The organism is Streptomyces sp. PR69, from assembly GCF_026420845.1.
Lineage (GTDB): Bacteria > Actinomycetota > Actinomycetes > Streptomycetales > Streptomycetaceae > Streptomyces.
Genome location: NZ_JAOWCB010000006.1, coordinates 248,634 through 270,033, shown reverse-complemented (window position 1 = coordinate 270,033; position 21,400 = coordinate 248,634). Strand labels below are relative to the sequence as shown.

The 21,400-nt window shown below is 68.3% G+C and carries 20 protein-coding genes and 1 pseudogene; 8 read left to right on the top strand and 13 right to left on the bottom strand.

Annotated elements, in window-relative coordinates; translation table 11 throughout:
* The coding region (locus OF819_RS08730; RefSeq protein WP_267242811.1) for a GNAT family N-acetyltransferase at window positions 1-366 on the top strand (366 nt) is incomplete at its 5' end.
* A 24-nt stretch (window positions 367-390) separates the two neighbouring features.
* Here the strand turns inward: OF819_RS08730 and OF819_RS08725 are convergent.
* The 11 genes from OF819_RS08725 to OF819_RS08675 form a co-directional block, all read right to left on the bottom strand.
* A complete protein-coding gene (locus OF819_RS08725; RefSeq protein WP_267242810.1) occupies window positions 391-747 on the bottom strand; it encodes a DUF6415 family natural product biosynthesis protein in 357 nt (118 codons plus the stop codon).
* A gap of 290 nt (window positions 748-1,037) precedes the next feature.
* Window positions 1,038-2,243 (bottom strand): helix-turn-helix domain-containing protein, encoded by a 1,206-nt coding sequence (locus OF819_RS08720; RefSeq protein ID WP_267242809.1) that lies wholly within the window; start codon window positions 2,241-2,243, stop codon window positions 1,038-1,040.
* A 135-nt stretch (window positions 2,244-2,378) separates the two neighbouring features.
* Window positions 2,379-3,986, bottom strand: coding sequence for a type IV secretory system conjugative DNA transfer family protein (locus OF819_RS08715; RefSeq protein ID WP_267242808.1), 1,608 nt, complete (start codon window positions 3,984-3,986; stop codon window positions 2,379-2,381).
* A gap of 1 nt (window position 3,987) precedes the next feature.
* Entirely contained in the window at window positions 3,988-5,448 is a 1,461-nt protein-coding gene (locus OF819_RS08710) for an ATP-binding protein (RefSeq protein ID WP_267242807.1), read from the bottom strand.
* 10 nt (window positions 5,449-5,458) lie between these two features.
* Window positions 5,459-7,015 (bottom strand): SCO6880 family protein, encoded by a 1,557-nt coding sequence (locus OF819_RS08705; RefSeq protein ID WP_267242806.1) that lies wholly within the window; start codon window positions 7,013-7,015, stop codon window positions 5,459-5,461.
* Window positions 7,012-8,436 carry a hypothetical protein gene (locus OF819_RS08700; RefSeq protein WP_267242805.1) on the bottom strand — a complete coding sequence of 475 codons (1,425 nt, stop codon included), beginning with the start codon at window positions 8,434-8,436 and terminating at the stop codon, window positions 7,012-7,014. Before OF819_RS08700 ends, OF819_RS08705 begins: the two co-directional genes overlap by 4 nt.
* Entirely contained in the window at window positions 8,426-9,265 is an 840-nt protein-coding gene (locus OF819_RS08695; protein WP_267242804.1) for a hypothetical protein, read from the bottom strand. Before OF819_RS08695 ends, OF819_RS08700 begins: the two co-directional genes overlap by 11 nt.
* A gap of 183 nt (window positions 9,266-9,448) precedes the next feature.
* Complete coding sequence (locus OF819_RS08690) at window positions 9,449-9,757, bottom strand: hypothetical protein (RefSeq protein WP_240139251.1); 309 nt, start codon at window positions 9,755-9,757, stop codon at window positions 9,449-9,451.
* A gap of 437 nt (window positions 9,758-10,194) precedes the next feature.
* Window positions 10,195-10,656 carry a hypothetical protein gene (locus OF819_RS08685; protein WP_267242803.1) on the bottom strand — a complete coding sequence of 154 codons (462 nt, stop codon included), beginning with the start codon at window positions 10,654-10,656 and terminating at the stop codon, window positions 10,195-10,197.
* Between the two features lie 99 nt (window positions 10,657-10,755).
* A complete protein-coding gene (locus OF819_RS08680; RefSeq protein WP_267242802.1) occupies window positions 10,756-12,537 on the bottom strand; it encodes an alpha/beta hydrolase in 1,782 nt (593 codons plus the stop codon).
* On the bottom strand, window positions 12,534-13,010 hold the full coding sequence (locus tag OF819_RS08675) for a hypothetical protein (protein ID WP_267242801.1): 477 nt from the start codon (window positions 13,008-13,010) through the stop codon (window positions 12,534-12,536). Before OF819_RS08675 ends, OF819_RS08680 begins: the two co-directional genes overlap by 4 nt.
* A gap of 78 nt (window positions 13,011-13,088) precedes the next feature.
* Here OF819_RS08675 and OF819_RS08670 point away from each other — a divergent pair, with 78 nt between their 5' ends.
* From OF819_RS08670 to OF819_RS08640, 7 genes and pseudogenes are all read left to right on the top strand, one after another.
* Window positions 13,089-13,958 (top strand): SAM-dependent methyltransferase, encoded by an 870-nt coding sequence (locus OF819_RS08670; protein ID WP_267242800.1) that lies wholly within the window; start codon window positions 13,089-13,091, stop codon window positions 13,956-13,958.
* An 85-nt stretch (window positions 13,959-14,043) separates the two neighbouring features.
* The gene (locus OF819_RS08665; protein WP_267242799.1) at window positions 14,044-14,580 is read left to right on the top strand and encodes an SseB family protein; all 537 of its coding nucleotides are present in this window, start codon (window positions 14,044-14,046) and stop codon (window positions 14,578-14,580) included.
* Window positions 14,577-15,221, top strand: a complete 645-nt coding sequence (locus OF819_RS08660) for a hypothetical protein (RefSeq protein WP_267242798.1) — start codon at window positions 14,577-14,579, stop codon at window positions 15,219-15,221. Before OF819_RS08665 ends, OF819_RS08660 begins: the two co-directional genes overlap by 4 nt.
* Window positions 15,221-16,900 carry a WXG100 family type VII secretion target gene (locus tag OF819_RS08655; RefSeq protein ID WP_323748907.1) on the top strand — a complete coding sequence of 560 codons (1,680 nt, stop codon included), beginning with the start codon at window positions 15,221-15,223 and terminating at the stop codon, window positions 16,898-16,900. The genes OF819_RS08660 and OF819_RS08655 overlap by 1 nt, the downstream gene beginning before the upstream one ends.
* 32 nt (window positions 16,901-16,932) lie before the next feature.
* Window positions 16,933-17,352: a DUF4279 domain-containing protein gene (locus OF819_RS08650; RefSeq protein WP_267242797.1), complete on the top strand. Its 420-nt coding sequence runs from the start codon at window positions 16,933-16,935 to the stop codon at window positions 17,350-17,352.
* Window positions 17,353-17,377: 25 nt separating this feature from the next.
* Window positions 17,378-17,806 carry a hypothetical protein gene (locus OF819_RS08645; protein ID WP_267242796.1) on the top strand — a complete coding sequence of 143 codons (429 nt, stop codon included), beginning with the start codon at window positions 17,378-17,380 and terminating at the stop codon, window positions 17,804-17,806.
* A gap of 93 nt (window positions 17,807-17,899) precedes the next feature.
* Window positions 17,900-19,199, top strand: a pseudogene (locus tag OF819_RS08640) (RHS repeat-associated core domain-containing protein); the annotation flags it as partial.
* Between the two features lie 403 nt (window positions 19,200-19,602).
* Here OF819_RS08640 and OF819_RS08635 read toward each other — a convergent pair.
* A complete protein-coding gene (locus tag OF819_RS08635) occupies window positions 19,603-20,517 on the bottom strand; it encodes a DUF6000 family protein (RefSeq protein ID WP_267242830.1) in 915 nt (304 codons plus the stop codon).
* A 118-nt stretch (window positions 20,518-20,635) separates the two neighbouring features.
* Window positions 20,636-20,851: a hypothetical protein gene (locus OF819_RS08630; protein WP_267242795.1), complete on the bottom strand. Its 216-nt coding sequence runs from the start codon at window positions 20,849-20,851 to the stop codon at window positions 20,636-20,638.
* Window positions 20,852-21,400 lie beyond the last annotated feature (549 nt).

The following is a 21,400-nucleotide window of genomic DNA, read 5'->3' as shown; positions in this document are numbered from 1 at the left end:
CGTTGCCCCGTCCTCACTGAGTCGTGCGGGACTCTGACCGTACTGGTCGAACCGGCCGGCACTGGGTTGAGCTTCGGAGCCGAGGCGACAGTCGACCAGGCGCATGTCGTCGGGGTCTTTGTAAGACCCGAGGCCCGTGGCTCAGGGCTTGCGGACGACCTGTTCCGTGCCGCTATCGAATGGTCCTGGACCCTGACCGAGCCGAAGATCGAACGGGTAAGGCTGTATGTGCACGAGCGCAACACCCGTGCCGCGGCGTTCTATCGGCGTGCGGGTTTCATGGCGAGCGGAGAGACGATGCCCACGCCCGGCGACGCCACGGCACGAGAGGTGGAGTACGAGATACGTCGTCCTGCCGGGCCGTGACGTTCATCGGCCGTCGCCAGGACCTCACCGCGGGTCCTCAAGCGCTGCCAGGTGCTCGGTGAGCGCCACCACGGTGTGGGCGAGCCGCTGTGCGTAGGCCACGGCCTGGGTGAGGCTGCCGTTCGGGGCCTCCTCGGCGAGCCGACGTCCCGCCCGCGCGACCCCCGCCATGGCCTGGGCCAACGGGTCGTCGTTGCGCGGGTGCACCGTGATCCGGTCGCTCACCGCGGGGATGAGCAGCATGATGTGCCCGCGCAGCCGCAGGGTCAGCTCGCTCAGCCCGTCGTCCGTCGGACCCTCCGCCCCTGTGGCCAGCAGCTGCCCGGCGTCCGCCAGCATGCCTTTGACGTCGAGCCGCGCGGGACTCGCTGCCGGGATCACGCAGTGCCCTGGGATGTGGGGGTGGTTGCGAAGCTGCGTTGCAGCGGGCGGCTTTCGCATGGCACTCGGCGGCGAGCGCCGCGCCGCGCTCCTTGTCGAGCGCGGCGCATACGCCGCAGCCGGGTGCGGGCTCTGGGGCCGGGCCCAGTGGGAGGAAGCGCACCGGGAGTGGGGCGTAGAAGGTCATGGTGATCGGCTCCATGCGCAGACGGTGTGGGTACCGTCACACTGCCTGTCCTTGCGCCCCTCGGTGTTCCCGGATTTTGAACAACCGGCCCCTTCGCGTCCTGCTACATGCCGACCCAGGCGGCGAGCGACGACAAGCCTTGCGTCGATATCCGCTGACGCCGTACCAGCGCCCCGATGGTCTCCCTCATCAGCGGGTGATACCGGGCCTGCTGCGGCGCGACCTCACGAGCCGTTGCCAGCGCCTTGAGTGAGGCCTCTGTGCGGCCCATCTGGGCGTATGCTCTGGCCATCTCGATGTGGTACCGGCCCACCCGCATCTTCGGATGCTCGCTGGGAAAGCGCAGCGTCCTAGCCTTCTTCACGGCCTCACCGAGCTGCCCCAGCTCGACGAGCGTCGCCACCTCGAAGTGCTTGACGTTGGTGGTGCCGAACGAGGACCAGTAGACGCGCGGCACGTCACGGCCGATCCCCTTCGCGGTCTTCTTGGCCAGTTCCATGTATCCGCTGACGGTGTCTTCGTTCTTCGCCTGCGCGGCCGCGATGGCCGCGGCCAGGTGCAGGCTTCCCGACACCACACGAGCCTCGACCGACTGGGGGTCGTCGTGCTGCTCGACGAGCTTGTGCCCGCGCTCGATGACCTTCAGCGACATGCGGTTGTCCCCGCGGCGCAGCAGCATGCTGGAGCGCTTCGCCAGCCGGACCGCCAGCAGCAGGGGGTCCTGTGCTTGCTCGGCCATCCATCCCATGCGCTCCAGCGCGATGGAGGCTAGCGTGTGATAGCCGAGCCGGTAGGCGAACTCGTACGCCACCCAGTAGCACCAGGACAGGCAGGTCGCGGCCTGCTGCCGGTCCACTCCGGTCGGCAGGACACTCAGCGCTGTGGTCAACTCGGCGAGCAGCCCGGGCAGATCCTCCCCGACCCCCTTGTACTGGGTGGCGCACGTGCGGGCGCACAGAGCGTCGACCTCGGCTGCTATCTGGCTCATCGGGCGGGGCGTGATGTCCGGGTCCGGGCCCAGGTCGTACATGTCCAGCGCATCGGACAGCGGAGCGATGAGCCGGTCCAAATGGTCCTGTCTCAGCTCCGAGATGTAGGGCTGCCCGTTGAGGACGGCGACGTCCACCTGGAGGACTCTGGCGACGGCGGCGACGACCGCCGGGGTGGCCGGCGCCAGGCCGCTCTCGACCTTGGCGATGCAGCTGCGGGAGAGGAACGCCCGCTCGGCGAGGGCGGTCTGCGTCAACTGTCGTAGCTTGCGATAGTCGGCGATTCGCGCGCCGGTGTGCTCGTCAGCAGGGTGTGCCATGCTGAACTCCGTTCTGACATAGGCACTCAGAACGGTACGCGGAACGGCCCTCGGATTCACCGGGGGCCGTCGCGCTGTTGCCGACGGGAACGTGAAAGTGCTGTTCGGCGCAGCTGGGATGCTTCACCGGTCCCATCACTGCGGGAGCGGCTCCGGCCAGCGGGCGCGGGCCTGTTCGGGGGAGCGGAGCAGGACCAGGGTCGGCAGGCCCTGGTCCTGACCTGAGGCCAGCAGCTCCGGGAGATGGGGAAGCGGAGCCACCGCCGCGACGTCGTCGAGGATGAGCGACAGTGGTGGGTCGAGCCGGCCGGCGGATGACCGTGCGGCCACGCGGCGGCCGTGCTCGACCACGCTTGAGGCGAGTGCCGTGAGCAGCGGCATGGCACCGGGGTGGGTGCGGGGATCCTCAATCGGTTCACCCACCACATAAAGCGTGCCCCCTTCGTTTATGAATGATTCCAAGGAAAGCGAATCGGGCCGATTCCCGGTGCACGCGTCACGGATGTGGATCGAGGAGAGCGCGGACAGCGCACGGGTCGTCAGCTGCTGTGCCACATCGCGGCGTTCGGGGTGCGCGATGAGCGCCGACTCCAGCAGTCCCGCGAGACCGGCGGCGGCCTTGGGGTGGGTGCGGAGGATGCGTACGGCCTCCTGGGCGCCGCCGCCCTGTGCCCAGCGATGCACCTGCTTGAACGGGCGGCCGTCCATGGCGGCGGCATGCAGCCAGCAGCGCAGCAGCGTCTGGGCCGTGTCCGCCATGGTGGCGTCGAGGAGGGCGTGCGGGCGTACGGGGGCGAGGAGCGCGGCGGCGCGGGCCGTGGCCGTGTCGGCGTCCTCGCAGTGTGCCGTGGGCGACCAGTGGAGCCGGGCGGGTGTGTCGCACAGGTGCCCGGGGTCGTAGACCAGGACGGGGCCGAGCTTGGAGCGCGTGTCCTTCGTCTCCGACCAGACGGTGGCGTCCGAGGTGACGACGAGGGCCGGGCCGTCCGCGTCCAGGACTGCCTGGACGGTGGCCGGGCGGCGGGTGGCGGGGTCGCCGTAGAGGACGCGGGGGGTGCGGGGCGACGGGACGGTGGGGCGCGAGGACGGTGTGGGGGACGGGGGTGTTGCCCGGTCGGCTGGGGCTGCCATCTGAACGGGCTGATCGGGCTGGCCCACGGGGGCCGGGCTGGGCGGTGCGACAGCTGCCGGCGGCGGTGCTGCGGAGACGCCCGTGCTGGTCGTGCTGGTCGCGCTGGTCGAGGTGGCCTCGGGGACAGCCTTGGGGGCGGCCTCGGGCGCGGGCTTGGCCGCGGGCTTGGTCTCGTACGCCTCACGACCCCCGTACGCCTCCCGCTCGTACAGCTTCCCCTTCCTCGCCTCGCGGACCGCCCGCCAGCGCGCCGTCGTTCCCAGGACGAAGACGGACAGGACTGTCAGCACCAGCAACTCGCCGATGGCCAGCCCCCAGAACAGCCCGTGGCCCGAGAGCTGCTCCGGCGGGGTGTCCGGCCAGGCGGCGGGCAGGTCGCGCGGGTCGGAGGCCAGGGCGCGCATTGCCAGCGGCGTACGGGTGAAGGCGACCCCGCTCGGCCAGGCGCCGTGCGCGAGCAGGCCCGCCAGGCCCGTTGCCGTCCACACCAGCAGTGTCAGGCCGAGGAGAAAGCCGAGCAGGCCCACCAGCAGGCCGTCGGGGACGCCGCGTTCGCCGGGGCGTGCGTGGCCAGCGCGCCGCGCTTCGTAGTCGTCGTACCGGTCGGGCATATCACGCCACCGTTGATTCCGAGGACTCGTCCAGCTCCAGCTGCTGCTGCTCGATGAGGGCCGCGCGACGCTCTGCCTCCCATTCGGCGGCCTGGACGTCTTCGGGCAGTGAGCGGCCCTCCGAGGCGGATAGGGCGGATGCGGAGGATGCGGATGATGCGGAGGATTCGGTCATCGCGCGGTCGGTGAAGACGATCGGCCGTTCGGCCTCCGTCACCAGGTGCTTGACGACCTGCACATTGCCGTTGACGTCCCAGACGGCGATGCCCGGGGTGAGGGTCGGGATGATCTCGACCGCCCAGCGGGGCAGGCCGAGGACCCGGCCGGTCGCGCGCGCCTCGTCGGCCTTCTGGGCGTAGACGGTCCTGGTGGAGGCCATCTTGAGGATCGCGGCGGCTTCGCGGGCCGCCGCGCCGTCGACGACGTCCGACAGATGGTGGACGACGGCGACGAAGGACAGCCCGAGGCGTCGCCCGAACTTGAGGAGCCGCTGGAAGAGCTGGGCGACGAAGGGGCTGTTGATGATGTGCCAGGCCTCCTCGACCAGGAAGATGCGCTTCTTCCGGTCGGGGCGGATCCAGGTGTGCTCCAGCCAGACTCCGACGATGGCCATGAGGATGGGCATGGCGATGGAGTTGCGGTCGATATGGGAGAGGTCGAAGACGATCAGCGGGGCGTCGAGGTCGATGCCGACGGTCGTCGGGCCGTCGAACATGCCGCGCAGATCGCCGTCGACGAGCCGGTCGAGGACGAGGGCGACGTCGAGCCCCCAGGCCCGTACATCGTCTATGTCGACGTTCATCGCCTCCGCGGACTCCGGCTCGGGGTGGCGGAGCTGTTCGACGATGTCCGTCAGCACGGGCTGGCGGCCGGTGATGGTGGCGTTGACGTAGGCGTGCGCGACCTTGAGCGCGAAGCCGGCGCGCTCGTCGAGGCCGTGGCCCATCGCGACCTCGATGATCGTACGGAGCAGGGCGAGCTGGCCCGTGGTGGTGATCGCCGGGTCGAGGGGGTTGAGCCGGATGCCGCCGTCGAGCGCGGTCATCGGGTCCAGTCGGATGGGAGTTATCCCCAGCTGCTGGGCGATGAGGTTCCATTCGCCGACGCCGTCCTCGCCCTGGGCGTCGAGGACGACGACCTGGCGGTCGCGGAACCGGAGCTGACGCAGGACGTAGGTCTTCTCCAGCGCCGACTTGCCGTTGCCGGACTCGCCGAGGACCAGCCAGTGGGGGGCGGGGAGCTGCTGCCCGTACAGCTGGAAGGGGTCGTACACATAGCCCTTGCCGCTGTAGACCTCACGGCCGATGATCACGCCGGAGTCACCGAGTCCGGGGGCCGCGGTGGGCAGATATACGGCCTGGGCCTGGCCGGTGGAGGTGCGGACGGGCGGGCGGGTCGTCTCCACCTTCCCGAAGACGAAGGAGGTGAAGGCGTCGGTGAGGACGGACAGCGGATCTCGCATGGCTGGGCCCCTATCGGCGGATGCCGGTCGCGAACGGCAGCGTGTTCACAAAGGCCCGGTGGTGCTCGCGGTCGCACCACTCCAGCTTGAGGTAGGACTTGCCGGCTGAGGCCCTGATCGTGCGCTTGTCCTTGGCCAGGGCCTCGGGGGAGCGCGCCGACACGGTGATGTACCCGACGAGGTTGACGCCCGCCGCGCCGCTCGCGAGATCTTCACCCCGCTGGTCGAGCCGGCCGTGTGCGGCGATGTCGCGTGGGTCGACGGTGCGGTTCAGCTTGGCGGCGCGGCTGGCGTCCGCCTCGTCGTTGGTCTTCTCGGTGAGCATGCGCTCGATGGCGACCTCGGTGGGCTCCAGGTCCATGCAGACGGCGACCGTGCGGATGACGTCGGGGGTGTGGACGAGCAGCGGGGCGAGGAAGTTGACGCCGACGGGCGTGAGCGGCCACTCCTTGATCCAGGCGGTGGCGTGGCACCAGGGGGCGCGGGTGGCGGACTCGCGGGTCTTGGCCTGGAGGTAGGTGGGCTCCATGGCGTCGAGTTCGGCGGGCCAGGCGTTGCGCCGGGTCATGGCCTGGATGTGGTCGATGGGGTGGTCGGGGTCGTACATGGAGTGCACGAGGGAGGCGAGGCGGCTCTGGCCGAGCGGCTGGCGTACGCGGATGTCGGCCTCGGCGAGCCGGGCGCAGATGTCGGTCAGCTCGCGGGCCATGACGACGGCGAGGCCGGCGTCCTTGTCGAGCTTGCGGGCGCCGGTGGCCTGGCGGGCGGCGCGGGCCATGGCGTTCGCCTCGGCGGCCAGCTCGCGGGTGTAGTGCATACAGGCGACGAGATAGGCGCGGTGCTGCTCGCTGGAGGTGGAGACCATCGACTGGAGCTGGTCGTACGAGTCGCGCAGCCAGGCCGGGGCGTGGGCGTTGCCGCGCTGGGCGACGTCCTTGGCGTGGGCGTCGGGGTCGGCGGGGAGGGTGCGGGCCAGCATCTGGAGGCGGGTGACGAAGCCGTCGCCGTTGGCGACATGCTTGAGGAGCGTGCCGAAACGGTCCACCAGGGCTTCCTGGTCCTCGCTGTCGCGCAGTCCGACGCCCGGGCCCTCGATCTCGATGGCGGCGGTGACGGTGCGGCGGTCGGCGTGGAGGAGTACGGCGATCTCGTCGGGCCCGAAGGGGGCGGCGAGCCAGTTGATCCGGCCGATGCCGGGGGGCGGTCCGACCTCGACCTCGCGGCCGTCGAAGCGGGTGCCGGCCTCGGCGGCGGCGGAGCGGTAGACGGCGACGCCGCTGCGGACGGTGCGGCGGTAGCTGCGGCTGATCTCAAACCACTTGTAGAAGGTGCGGCCCTTGAAGGGGACGTACACGGCGGCCAGGGCGAGCAGCGGAAAGCCCATCAGCAGCACGATGCGCAGGGAGAGGAAGGGGACCAGCAGTCCGCTCATCATGCCGAGGAACGCGCCGGCGATGATCAGGGCGATCTCGCCGGTCTCGCGGTTCTTGCCGATGATCGCGTTCGGCCGGGAGCGGCCGATGAGATACGTACGGCGGGGCGTGATGGGTTGGGACTGGGTCGTCAACGCCCTCCACCTCCTGTGCCTGTGCCGGTGCCTGTGCCTGTCGTGCTTCCGGCGCCGTGTGCGCCGCGTGTGCCGTGTGTGCCGTGCGTGCCTGAGCCGCTGGTGCTGCGGCTGGTGTGCGGGGTGCCGCCGGACGGGCCTGCCCCCGCGTTACGGGGCGGGGGCGCGGCCGTTGCCGCTGAGCCGCCGCGGGAGCTGTGGGCGGCGACGCCGCCGCTGACGGGGTTGGCGGGGCGGGCCGCGCCGCTGCCCGCGCCGCCGGAGCCGTCACCTGAGGGGTTGCCGCGGGCGCTGTGAGTCTTGATGCCCTGCGAGACGAGAGCGGCGGGGGAGCTGATGACGGCGGCCGCGGCGTTCTCGGCGCTGTTCTGGAGGCGGTTGTTGCGGGAGGACACGATCTCGTCGCCGAAGCCCGGCACGAAGCGGTAGATCATCACGGACGCGAAGATGGCCAGGATGATGATCGCGAGCCCGGAGACCACGGCCGAGAAGGAGTCGGGGCCGCCTTCGGAGGCGAGCGCTCCGGCGAGGCCCAGCACAATGACGATGATCGGCTTGACCAGGATCACCGCGATCATGATCCCCGCCCAGCGGCGGACGTGCCCCCACATGTTCTTGTCGACGAGCCCCGAGTAGACGACGACGCCCAGCAGCGCGCCGACGTACAGGAGCACCGCCCGGATGAACAGTTCCAGATACAGCACGCCGGCGGCGAGGATCGTGACCAGCGAGACGACGATCAGCATGATCGGCCCGCCGCCGATGTCCGTGCCCTTGGTGAGCGCGGCCGAGAAGTTCCCGAAGAACATGTCCGTCTGGCCGCTGCTGCCGCCCGCGATGACTTCGGTGACGCCGTCGGTGGCGGAGACGATGGTGTAGAGGATCAGCGGGGTGAAGGCGCAGGCGAGGACGGTGAGCCAGAGGAAGCCGACGGCCTCGGAGATGGCGGTGGTGAGGGGGACGCCGCGGATGGCGCGCTTGGCGACGGCGAGGAGCCAGAGCACGAGGGTGAGGACGGTGGCGGCGGCGAAGACGATGGCGTACTGGGCCAGGAAGGTGGTGTTGGTGAAGTCCACGGTGGCCGTGGACTTCACCGCCTTGGAGAGCGTGTCGACGGTCCAGGCGGCGGCGTCGGCGCAGCCGCGGGCGAGCGAGGACAGCGGGTCGAGGGCGTCGGCGGGGTCGCTGACCCCGCCGGTGCGCGAGCCGCTGCCGGCGCCTTCGCCGTTTTCGCAGTAGTCGCGGGCGGGGCCGGCGATGAGCGCGCAGGGGTCGTCGCTCTCACTGGGGCTGGGAGTCGGGGTAGGCGTGGGGGTGGGTGTCGGCTCTGCTGCGGAGCGCGCCGCGTACAGGAACACCGTGGAGTGGATCGCCACCAGAGCGGCGAGCACGGTGCGGGCGCGGCGAGGGCTACCGGGCATACGTGAACCCTCCGAATTCGTTGACCGCGTTCGCGATCTCGTCCGACCCGGAGATGGCGTTGTCGCCGGTGACCGGGGTCGGCCCGGTCTTCTGGCTGGTCGTCAGAACCTTCCAGTCGGAGTCGTCCCATTTCAGCTGCACCGTTACGGTGAACCAGCCGCTCGTCACCGGTTTGGTGGACTTCTCCCCGGTGAGGCCGAACAGGCCCATGCACCACACGTCGACGTCGGCTGCGTCCTCGGTGTACTTCCGGACCTTGGTTCCTGCGGGGATGGTGCGGTTGACGAACGTCGTGCCCGCGGGGGCGGTGCCGTCCGCCTTCAGCCCCAGTTGCGCGAGGAACTCAGCCGAGTAGTCGGAGTCGAATCCGGACTGCAGGGCCGCCAGGGTGCTGGGGTCCGCGACCGCCTCCACGATGCGGCGTCGGCGCTCCTTGTTGAACATCCCGTCAGAGCCCAGCGCCACCGCATAGTTCGCCGCCGCGCTCTGCGCCCCCTGCTCGTCGTGGGCGTAACCCGAAGGGATGGTCCCGGCTCCGGCCTTCCCCGTCACCGGCTTGACGCCCGTGGCCGCCGTGGGCCCCGCCCCCGCGGAGTTGCCGCGGGAGGAGGAGCCGCCGTCGCTGTCCCCGCCCCGGTTGGCGAAGGCGATCGCGGCGATCAGGAGGACGACGACGCCGACCACCGCGACCAGCGAGCGTGAGCTGCGGGACGGTCGGCGGGCGCCGCCGTAGACGTCGGGGGCCGGGGCGCTCGGGAGGCGGGTGCGGGTCTGGCGCGGGGGATCGGTCTGCTCGCCGCCGTAGCCCTGCTCGTCGCCGAGGCTCATGGTGCGTACGCCCCCTCAGTCGTCTGCTGTTCCGCGTGGCACGCCGAAGCCGCCGTGTGGGTGTCGTACGACGGCAGCCTTGCTGCTCTCCGCGCAGGTGCGGTGTGGTGACTCGACATCAGGGGACGCAACCTCAATGTGGCCGGACCCGGACCGGCGGGCCCGGCGATGACTGACGGGTGGTTAGACAGCCATCCCGTAGACGATGGTGAACAAGGTCCCCAGCGATCCGATGATGAAGACGCCGGTCAGGCCGGCGACGATCAGGCCCTTGCCCTGTTCCGCGCTGAAGGTGTCGCGCAGCGCCGTCGCTCCGATGCGCTGCTTTGCCGCGCCCCAGATGGCGATGGCGAGGCAGAGGAGGATGGCGATCGCCATCACGACCTCGATCATCACGCGGGCTTCGTTGCCCAGACTCCCGAAAGGCCCCCAGTTTGGGGCGATTCCTCCGATAATGGTGGTGATGTCGCCCTTTTCGGCTGCCAGGATCATGTAACTCACCGCCCCTGTCGGGTTGTTCGGTGCCCCTGCCCCTTGGCATGGGCCGTGGCTCTATCTTCGCTGATGAAACCGTCCGCGTATGCCGACTTGGCTGGTCTCTTTACCCGATCTCCGCACGTATGACCGACTGCACCCGCCCTGACCTGCGATGGCGAGATCAGGATGTGGCGCGAGCAGGCCCATCGTCACTCTGTGTATCACGCTGCGTGACTCCGGGCAATGACTGTCGTTGTCCCACATTTGGGGCGCTGTGAAGCGCGGTGGGCGGCGGGGCGTCGGCGGCGTGGGCTGACGGGGGCAGTCGAAGCGCGCGCGGGGCGCAGCCGCGCGCGGGGTCGGGCGCGCGTTCGAGTGGTTTGCGCCGAGGCGAGCGGCCGTCAGCCGCCCCCTCGCCGGTGTCTGCTGACGTCTACTGAAGTCAGCCGCCGTCAGTAGACGCCGTTGAGGTCGGTGCCCTCGGGGGCGCGGAAGCAGCCGGAGACCACGTACACCGTGATACGGGGTTCCTCGTCGGCCGGTCCCCCGACGTTGAGCGTCGCATTGATGGAGTACCGGTCCTTCTCGGAGTCGGCAGTCAGCTCAAGCGTCCTGGCTTTGCTGTTGTTCGGGCCGTACTCGACGATCTTCCAGCCGTTTTTCGGCAGGTTCTCCCGAAGCCGCTGGAACCCCTGCTTCAGCTCGTCCTGCGAGACTTGGTAGACGGACCATGGGTGCCGCGACATGAACAGGTGCTCCGGGTCCTCCTCGCAGGTGGAGATCCCAGGGCCGGGCTCCGTCGTCTTGCCGCCCTTGATGCCGATCATGTCGTAGATCTGGCTGGATACGGACTTCGTCCGGGCCCGCAGGTCGTCGACCGCCAGCGTGGTGGGGGTGTACCCAAGATCGTCCACGTCTTTCGAGCATCCTGTCGTGAGGGCTGTCATGGCAAGGAGAGGGGCCAGCGTCGCCAGAGTTCGGCGGTGGCCTGCGTTGTTGATGCGTACTGTCACTCAGTCGTCCTCTTCCACCCTGTGGTAATCCCCGACCACGACCAGGGCCTGATTGCGCAGGCTCAGCGAGTCCCGTTTCCAGTAGTCGCTGTGCCCGGAGGTGTCCACGTCCATCCGGTGCGCTCCGAAAGCCTCGTCAGAGGGGACCGTCTGGATGTATCCGGCGTCGTAGGGGATGCCGTTCCAGGTATGGACATCCCACTTCCGGCCGCCGAGCCCGGCGAGCTTTCCCCCAGTGGGGACGAAGTCGTCGCCAGCGGCCGCGGACCAGACATGGCCCTTCGGCACGTCGAGGTCGTCCGCCTCGGCGACCAGCATGCCCGGGCTGCCCGCCACGATGATGTCGTCAGCTGACAGATCGCCCTTGTTGGAGGCGTCACCGACGACCGTGGAGCCGTAGCTGTGGCCGATGACGGTCGTGTGGCTGGCGTCGGCCCCGCCCTGGGCGGCTTCGAGGCCGTCCATGAAGTCGTTGAGCTTCGGTGAGCCGTCGTACGCCCACTGCTTCTCCGTCGCCTCCGAGACAATGGCCTGTGGGGGGTCGTACCCGAGCCAGGTGATGGTGGAGGTGGTTTCGCCGGGGGCTTCGGTGTTGGCTGCGCGCCACATCTCCGTCATCCGGTTGATGTCGCCGCCGATGCCCTCCAGCCTGGCCGTGGTGCCGGGGACGTACACCGCGGTGTTGTCCGCCGTGTCCGGGTTGCCGTTGGCGATGATCGCGCGGCCGGTGCCCTTGGCGTCGAAGCCGAGGAGGAAGGCCGGGGGCAGCCCTTCGGAGGGCGGGGCGTCAAACCGCTTCTGGATGGCGTTCATGCCCTTGAGGCCCTTCTCCAGCTCCTCCTTCCGGGATTTCCACTTGCGCCAGTCCTCGGACTCGACGGCGGCCGGGTAGGAGCCGTTGGGGTTGGCGACGTACCGGGCGGGCTCCGCCGGGAAGGAGTTCAGCTCCAGCTGGTACTTCGCCCGGGTCTCGGCCAGCACCATGCGGTTGGCGTCGTCCCGTACGGCCGACGGGAGGCCGTCGAGGGCGCCGATGGAGGCCGGGTAGAGCGTCGCGTACTCCGCCTGCCTCTCCGCGTCCAGGCTCTTCCACCAGGCGGCGTTATCGGCCGCGGACTTGCCCTGGGGGATGTCCGACGCCTTGGCGTAGTCGCCGGCCGCCTTCTGGAGGTCCCTGGTGTCCTGGGCGGCGTCCGCGAACATCGCGTCGGTGACGTCGAGTCCGTCCGTCGTCTTGAGCTTGCGCAGCACGCGCGCGTACCGGCCGTCGATCTCGTCCGCCTCGCGCACGGCGGCGGCGATGTCCTCGGCTATCTGCTCGGCGAGCGCCTTGTTCCGATCGGCGCCTCCCTCCGCGCTGCCAGGAAGAAGGGGAATCGGTGCGCCAGGCGTGGCTGTGGCGTTGCCGGAAGCGAACGGGACAGCAGCGGGGTACTGCACCGATCCGTCCGCCTTGACCGTGAACTTGTTGTCCTCGGCGAGCTGCAGCGCCCGCTTCAGCTTGTTCTTGGGCGCTTCCAGCTCGGCGGCCAGGCCGTTGAGGGCGGTGCGGATCAGACCGCACTCGGTGTGGATGTACTGGTAGTTGCGGCTGAGGCGTTCGAGGTCGCCGATGGCCGCGGTCGCCGTCTCGCCCTTCTGGGTCTCACGGAGCTTGCCGAGCATTTCGTTGTCGACGCGGTCCTTGGCGGCGTTGGCGCGGCTGGAGACCTTGCCCCAGCCGTCGGCGGCGTCCGTGTACTCGCTGAGGCTGACTTGTCGCAGTTCCTGCCAGGTGGTCACCGCGGGCCGGCCCCGTTTCCGCTGTGCGGCCGCTGGCGGTCCCAGTCGTGCCTGGTCTGCTCTTCGCGCTCGCCGAACTCCTTGCCCGCCGTCTTCAGGGCGCCCTCCAGGCGGGAGCATTCGTTCCGTACGGCGGTCAGGCGGCCCTTCCAGGAGGTGAGGACCTCGGCGAGGGCGGAGGTGGAGTCGAGGCCCTTGGCGTTGTCGGCAACGCCCTTGGAGGCGGTCTCCAGCTCGGTGAGGGCGGAGGACGAGGAGGTGTGGAGCGCGCCCGCGACGCCGGAGGCGGCAGTCCACGGGCCTTTGCTGCTCTTCAGGTCGAAATCGGAGCCCCCGCCGCCCCCGCCGTTGCCCCCGGCACTGCCTCCGCCGTCGGTGGACGCCAGGCGCATGCCAGTGCCGCCGCTACCGCCGCGCTCCGCGCCGGTCTCGGCGTCGCCGAACAGCTCCTGCCATTTCTCGCTGAGCGCCATGCGCCCTCCCCCGTATTTGCGATCGGATTGCTTCCGTGAAGCTAACGGACGGCGGGGTGTGCGTCCAGCGCGGGTCGAATGGCGCAGCAACACCCCCTCCTCATATGGGTGTTGGCTATCGTGTCGAAGGTGACCGAATACGCTGATGACAGCGCTCGAATCCTTTCCAGGATCGACACTTCTCGACCGCATACCGCCCGAATCTGGAATTATTGGACAGGCGGCAAGGACAACTACCCCGTGGACCGCGAGGCCGGGGACCAGATCCGCAATCTGCATCCGGGCATCGTCGATTACGCCATGGCAGACCGGCATTTTCTCGGGCGTTCCGTGCATCACCTGGCGGGCGAGGCGGGGATACGCCAGTTCCTGGACATCGGCACGGGCCTGCCGAGCGCCGACAACACGCATGAGGTGGCCCAGCGGGTCGCGCCCGACGCGCGGATCGTCTACGTGGACAACGACCCGCTCGTCCTCGCGCACGCCCGCGCCCTGCTCACCAGCTCCCCCGAGGGCCGTACCGACTATCTCGACGCCGACCTCAGGGACGTCGACGCCATCCTGGAGCAGGCCGCCAAGACGATCGATCTGAGCGAGCCGGTCGCGCTGATGCTGCTGGGCATCGTCATCTTCATCGAGGACGACGAGGAGTCGCGGCGGATCGTGCGCAGCCTGATGGACGCCCTGCCGTCCGGCAGCCATCTGGTGCTCTCCCACACCATCACCAGCCCGGCGATGCCGGATGTGGACCAGGCCGTCGCCTTCTGGAACGAACACGGCACGCCGAAGCTCACCCAGCGGACGCCCGACCAGATCGTCCGCTACTTCGACGGGCTGGAGCTGCTGGAGCCGGGCGTCGTCAGCTGTACGCGGTGGCGGCCGGAGCCGGGCGACGGTCCGGAGCCGGAGGAAGTGGCGATGTACTGCGGGGTCGCGCGCAAGCCGTGACGGAGGTCGTGGGCGGCGGCCGTGACGTATGAGACGCCTGTGAATTCCGGCAGGAAGACAACCCGTTCATGTGACGATATGTGTCATGAGTGAGAACGGGGACCGCGGTGGGGCCCAAGGCGGCATACCGGACCGGCCGGAACGTCCACTGCGGCTCGCGGACTTGGCCGGTGAGCCGTCGAAGACGCCGCCACCGCCACCGCCACCGTCCCCTGTCCAGCCGACCGTCGCGAACATCGAGGCGGAGGCGGCGGACGAGGCCGAGGCGCGCCGCCGTGAGTTCGCCGCCCTGCTGGGGGAGTTCCGTCGTACGGCCGTACTGGTGCCGCTCGACGCACACGGCAGCCTCTGGTCGGCCGAACAGGGCGGCGTGCGCTGGATCTGCGCCTTCTCCGACGAGGCGGCGCTTGCCCGGTTCGCGTATGCGCAAGGCGACCCCGGCCGCGAGTGGGAGTACCGCACCGTGCTGGGCGCACGGCTGCTCGATGTGATGGTGCCGATGCTGGGGGTCCCGGCGGGTGTGGCGCTGGACGCGGGCAGCGAAGAAGGAATGTTGTTCCCGCCGGTCGCCGGGGTGGTCCCGGACGCCGCGGCGGTCGACTTCGGGGGAGAGCAGCGGTGAGCGGGAACGATCCGGATCTGGCCGCGCCCCCGGGCGCGCTGGAGCAGATCGCCAAGGGCATCAACAGCGCCTACGCGGAGCTCAAGGACCTCGGCATGATCGGGGAGGCGTCGGCCGGCCGGGGCTTCTCGGATCTGGCGCTCAGCGGTCTTGAGCTGGGCCATGCGGGCCTGACGGGGGAGTTCGAGACGTTCTGCGAGCGCTGGGAGTGGGGTGTGCGGGCGCTGATGCAGCGGGGCGCGGGGTTCGCGAGCGCGGTCGGGCTGTCGGCGGGCGCGATCCATGAGCAGGAGCAGTACATCAAGGGGACCTTCAAGATCGCCGCGAACTCCCTGAACGGCAACCCTCATCTGTCGGAGGAGGAGGTCAAGGCCAAGTCCTGGCAGGAGATCAGCACCCAGAGCGTGCTCGACGACGCCGACTGGAGCGCCGAATCGTTCCAGCAGGCGCATGCCGAGGTGAAGCAGACCTGGAAGGACACGGCGTACGACGTCGAGGACTCGCTGCTGGACTCCATGGAGACCTCGGGCGCGCTCGACCCGAAGCTGCGTGAGGCGCTCGACGGGGAGCTGAAGGAGATGCTCGACCCGTCCGACGAGGCGGTGCGGCGGGCCGAGGAGCCGGGCTGGGACGGACGCTGATGGGCGGCCTCGACAAGCTCGGCAATCTCGTCGGCGCCGGATACGACAAGGTCCGGGACGGCGTCGACTGGGGCAAGGAGAAGCTCGGCCAGGGCATCGACGCCGCCACTGACAAGATCGGTGACGGCCTGGAGTACATCGGCGCGGAAGACATCGCGGACAAGGTCGAGGACTGGGGCGACCGTACGGCCTCCTCGCTCGGCGCCCACGTGGGAGAACAGCAGCTCGGCGAGACCGAGGACGCGGACGAGCTGATCCACGGCAATCCCTCGAAGATCACCGCGGCCGTGCGGAACCTGCGGGACTTCCGCGACGCCTTCAACAGCGTTGGCCGCGGCATGAAGGGCCTGGACTCCAGCCACTGGAAGGGGGAGGCGGCCGACGCGTTCCGGGAGAAGTTCGCCACGCACCCCGGCGAGTGGATGCGGGCCGCGGACGCCTTCGACGACGCGGCCAAGGCCCTCGACTCGTACGTCTCCACCGTGCGCTGGGCGCAGGGCCAGGCAAAGGAGGCGATCGCCCTCTATAAGAAGGGCCAGGAGGCGTCCAAGACCGCGGTCGACGCGTACAACGAGAAGGTCGACGCGTACAACGCCGCCCGCAACGGCCCCGATCCGCTGCCCAAGCCCGCGCCCTTCACCGACCCGGGCGCGGCGCAGCGCGAACGCGCCCACGAGATCCTCAAGGAAGCCCGCCGCCAGCGCAACGAGGCCGGCGACACGGCCAAGTCGGCCGTCACGGCGGCCATGGCGCACGCGCCGAAGGAGCCGACGGGCCTGGAGCGCGCCAAGTTCGACCTGGCGGACTACGGCGTCGCGCAGGGCGTGGAGATGATCCACTTCGGCGGCGGCATCGTGAAGGGCACCGCAGGCATCCTCAACTTCGTCCGCAGCGTCAACCCGGTCGACCCGTACAACCTGACCCACCCGGCGGAGTACTACAAGAGCGTCAACATGACCCTGGCGGGCCTCGCCTCGACGGCCGCCAACCCGGACCGGGCGCTGAAGAACGCGTGGGAGGCAGCCAAGGGAGACCCGAGCGAGTTCCTCGGGCGTCTCGTCCCGGAACTCATCGGCACCAAGGGCGCGGGCAGCATCAGAACCCTCGCCCGCGCAGGCGCCCGCAACGGCCTCAAGGAAGGCGCTGAATCGGTTGCCCGCGGCCCACTCGACAGTCTGACGAGCAGGGGGTCAGGGGGCGAGATGCCCTCATTTGAGGAAGTCAAGCGCGCAGTAATGGAAAGCAATCCGAAGATCAGCTCGGCTAAGTGGCCAGATGATGACGGACGGTACTACGCGACTCGAGTACTTGAAGGTGGACGCCCCGACGGTGAAACGGTTTTCGCGGGCCATGGATTCCTTAGGCCGAATGACGGCGAAGTAACTGTTCCTGGCGGAACGAGTATCTCCTTCTATGTGCCGGACGGTGAGAGGATTCCTGGCCTGAACGGTGTTGCTGTGGAGGGAGGGTCCTACCCCGGCGGCGCCGTGGAAACATTCCACCCCGGGCAAAAGGTGCCCAATTACACGCTAGGACCTCCCGAAGCCGTGGGGCCGGGAGGGTTTACCGTGTACGAGAACTCAATCACGGTGGCCCGTCGAACGTTGCTGAGTGACCTTTTGAAGGAAGATATGGGGAACGTTCACTGGGCGGCATGTCGAGAGTATGTTAGGCGGTAAGATGAGTTGTGGAAAGTCGGAGGTAGGTAGTGGTGGCGGATAAGGATCGGCTTGGCGAGTCGTGGACACTGACAACAGTATCCATCGAAGTGGAGACAGGAGACGTTGACCCTGAGGTCGTAACGCAGCGGCTAGGGTTGACGCCGACGGGTGTCTGGCGGCCAGACGCTGGCATCCAGAGCATCAAATCCGAGATCGGAGCGTACTGGCTACTTGAGTGCGATGATCGCACGACGAGAGTTTTCTCTGAGCAGCTGGACGAAATCCTCAAGGCCGCAGAGCGGGTTTCGTCAAAGTTGTCGGAATTGCAAGATGAAGGCTTCGCCGTCGCCCTTGTCATCAGAGGGTACGCCGATCACGATTCGCAACTTCTTATTTCTGCATCGAACATGATGAGGATTTCTCGGTTGGGAATCCCGCTAGTAATGCAGCCCAGCTTGAGTGACCGCTAGCTGCGTTACCGTATATCAATAGAGAGTGGACACGTCGATGGATCTCTGGACTTCGCTCAACACATCGCTAGCCGTTACGAAACAAGGCTTGGATCCGAAATTTGTCAGCGAGGCGCTGAAGGGCGGTGCGCAAGGCGCTGATCTCGAAGAGGCCTTCATTCATTCGGGTGTGAACTGGTGGTCCTACACCCTGGATGAGAGCTTCGCCGAGAGTCTGGATTCCCAAATTGGCTCTCTTGTTGCCCGCATCTCGCCGCGCCTGACCGCAGTCAAAAAAATCCGAGATGCCGGTTATTCAGTCCAGGTAGCCATCGCAGGCTTCGTCGAACCGCGTCAGGTTCTGCCTGTGTCTTCGGCGGCGGTGGCCAAATTGGCCTCGCTCGGCCTTCCAGTGTCCTTCACGACACTCAAAGCGTCGGGTCCAAGCGAGGACCCCCTCGCTTGGCTCGACTGAGAGGCTCCTGCTTCAGCAGCGCGCAGCTGTGACAGACCTGCCGATGCAGTGACCGCTCCGGAGCGCCCGGGGATGGAATAGCGGTACGGGTACGACGCCGACGGCGCGGTCACGACGATTGTCTACGTCCGCGACCGGTACGGCCGTCTGAAGTCCGAGACGGTGAACGGCCGTACGGTCTCCTACGGTCACGACGAGCTGGGCCGCCGCACGTCGCGGACGACGCCCTCCGGCGCGGTGAGCAGCTGGACGTACGACGCCGCCGGCCGCCGTACCTCCCTCACATCCTCCGGACACGAGCTGTCCTTCGAACGGGACGCGGCGGGCCGGGAGGTGGCGCGCAGCGTCGGCGAGACCGTCACGCTCGCCAGCACCTTCGACGAGCTGGGCCGGCTGACCGGCCAGACCGTGACCGGCCGCGGCCGCACGCTCCAGCGGCGCAGCTACGCCTACCAGGCCGACGGGCATCTCGTCGGCATCGACGACCTGCTGGGCGGCAGCCGCCACTTCGATCTCGACCCGGCCGGGCGGGTCACCGCCGTCCACGCGGACGGCTGGACCGAGACGTACGCGTACGACGAGGCGGGCAACCAGACCGGGGCGGCCTGGCCCGCCGCCCACCCCGGCCAGGAGGCCACCGGCCCCCGGTCCTACTCCGGCACCCGCATCACCCGCGCCGGAAACGTCCGCTACGAACACGACGCCCTCGGCCGCATCACCCTGCGCCAGAAGACCCGCCTCTCGCGCAAGCCGGACACCTGGCGGTACGAGTGGGACGCCGAGGACCGCCTGACCGCCGTCACCACCCCGGACGGGGCGCGCTGGCGCTACCGCTACGACCCGCTGGGCCGCCGCATCGCCAAGCAGCGCCTGGCCGCCGACGGCGAAACGATCCTGGAGCAGGTCGCCTTCGTCTGGGACGGCACCACCCTGTGCGAGGAGACCACCACCTCAGCCGCGCTGCCCAACCCGGTCACACTGACCTGGGACTACGACGGCCTGCGCCCCATCGCCCAGACGGAACGCATCACCGCGGCGGCTGCCCCGCAGGAGGAGATCGACCGGCGCTTCTTCGCGATCGTCACGGATCTGGTCGGCGCCCCGACCGAACTGATCGACGAAGCGGGCACGATCGCCTGGCGCACCCGCAGCACGCTCTGGGGCACCACGGCCTGGAACGCCGACGCCACGGCCCACACGCCGCTGCGCTTCCCGGGCCAGTACTTCGACCCCGAAACGGGCCTCCACTACAACTACTTCCGCCACTACGACCCCGAAACAGCCCGCTACCTCACCCCGGACCCCCTGGGCCTCACCCCGGCCCCGAACCCAGGCATATATGTCACCAACCCCCACATGTGGGCGGACCCACTTGGCCTTTCGCCGTGTCCCAATGGCGGGAGTTGGGACCCCAACGAAGCTCCCTACATCTATCGAGGTGTGAGTTTCGCCGACGGTTCCGCCCCCGACCATTGGCAGCGGATGTATCAGGACGCCTTGGAGGGGCGGGCTGTGCCGCATGGCGGACATTCGGACGTCCAGCGGCACGTGGGTGGCGATGAGGGGACGTGGAGTACCTTCACGTCGTGGACGACTGACCTTGACGACGTCGCACGGGAAGCCAGCACGTATGGAAATGGTCCAGGTGTCGTTCTCAGGATACCCAACGCGGACGGGCCAGGATATTCGCGAGTCCCTGGCGTTTCGTACCCCTATGAGGAATTTGAAGTCACCCTTGAGGGGATCATTGAGGGGGCGGAGATAAGTATTGGTGGGGGCCCGTGGCGTAGGCCGGGCTAATGCGAGTGATGTTCGAGACGCGTTTTCAGTTCCTCGATGGCTGAAATCACAGAATGCTCTGCCTTGTCATTAGCGTGGCTGCTAGGCGGCATGATGATCCAATCGCCATGTTTTGGTGCAGTGTTGAATAGCACGGCGTGGCACTCTCGGCATTTCGCGATAGAAAGTGGCTCCAAGAGCGAGTCGTTGCTGATGCTGGCGAGGTGAGCACCGAGCGTTGCATCGATGCGACGCCTTTCGGATTCGCCCTGCACTACAAGCCATGGGGTCGGAAGGTGATGCGGTTTCCATGCATCGAACCTGTCCCTGATATCTTGATTGTTCCCCGGCTGCTCGCTCCGGCTCCCGTAGGTGTTTGCGAAGTTGCACAGGGTTTGAATGAGTCTGTACTCGTCAGGTTCTTGGGATGACCAGGATGGCCACGCATTCGTGGCCAGGAAGCGGTCGGCGTAACTGCTTTCTAGTTGAGCGTCCAGGTAGAGAAGTCCGCCCAAAGCCCATGTTTCTGCATGATTGCGAGTTTGCAACCGGAGGGATTTGTCAAGGTAAGAGCTTATGGCTTCAGCGTCTGCCGGACTGCCGAAGCGAGTCAAAGCGAAACAGTACCCTTTGAGCTGGTTGCTTCCTTCCTGCTGGAGCAGCAAGTTGCTGATAATATCCCGAAATCCGGTGCGCATGTCGATGGCGATGAGCCAGGCGGCAGCGAGACTGGCTCGCCAATCAGATTTGAGAAGGGCGATTATTTCGTGGTCTGCAGCTCTGGATGCCGCTTTAGCGAGTGACCGTCCGAACTCGTCTCGCTTTTCTTCGCCCATGTGTGCGATGTTCCAGCCGTGCAGCTTCATATAACGGCGCTCGGGCATCACGTAGCGGCGGACAGCGGCGAGGATCTGTGGTTCATCGTTGGGCATCAGCACATGAGCATTCTTCCTGATTCGGTCACTGTAAGCCATCGACTTCGTGGACTGCGATCAATGAGCGGGTTGGGGCCGACACGGGTGGTACGCGACGCTGCGACGGGAGAATCGCTCATGGGTATTCGTCGAGGACGGACTGGGTGAGGCGGAGCAGGTCCGCTTCGGTGGGCATGTGGGTGCGGACGCGTGGGGGCAGGGCTGCGTACGGTCCGCGGCCGCCTTCGCCGACCGCCTCTTCGACCACGTCCTTGCCGTTGACCCAGAGCCGCACTTGGGCAGCGAACCGGGGACCCGGCGGCAACACCCTGATCTCCAAGCGATCGAACATCAGACCACCCTACGGGGGTGCGCTGACGTCAGCGCGCGGCCCGGCCGGCGCCTGCCTCCCCCGGTCGGCGGGAGGGTCCACGAGGTGCCTCCCCTCTCGTGAACATCGGCCACGTCCCGGGCGGGGCGTGTCCCCGAAGCCGTGCGCATCTTCCGTCGGAACTCGTGAACAGAGCCAAAGGCGAAGCCGACGCCCGGCTCGGTGAGGAAGTGGACGAGGCTGGTGGCGAGGGTGTCCGCGAGGCTGCGTGACAGGTGCAGGCGCTGGGCGATCGAGCGCTGCAGCGTGGTGCGGGACCAGCCGTGGCGGTCCGCCGCCGAGACGTAGAGTATCCGCCCCCCGTACCGCCAGATCTGGCGGCCAGCGGTCGGTCGGCACGATCTCGGCGCCGTCGGAGCGCAGGTGCCCCGGCAGCGGCAGGTGCCGCCCCAGCAACACCAGCGGACCTCGTTTCGCGAGTCGCCGCTTCAGGGCCGTCTCCGGCATTGGGCCGCGTCCACGTTCACCGGTGCGGGGCTCTCCCGTACCGGAGTCGGAGCGCTATCGGCC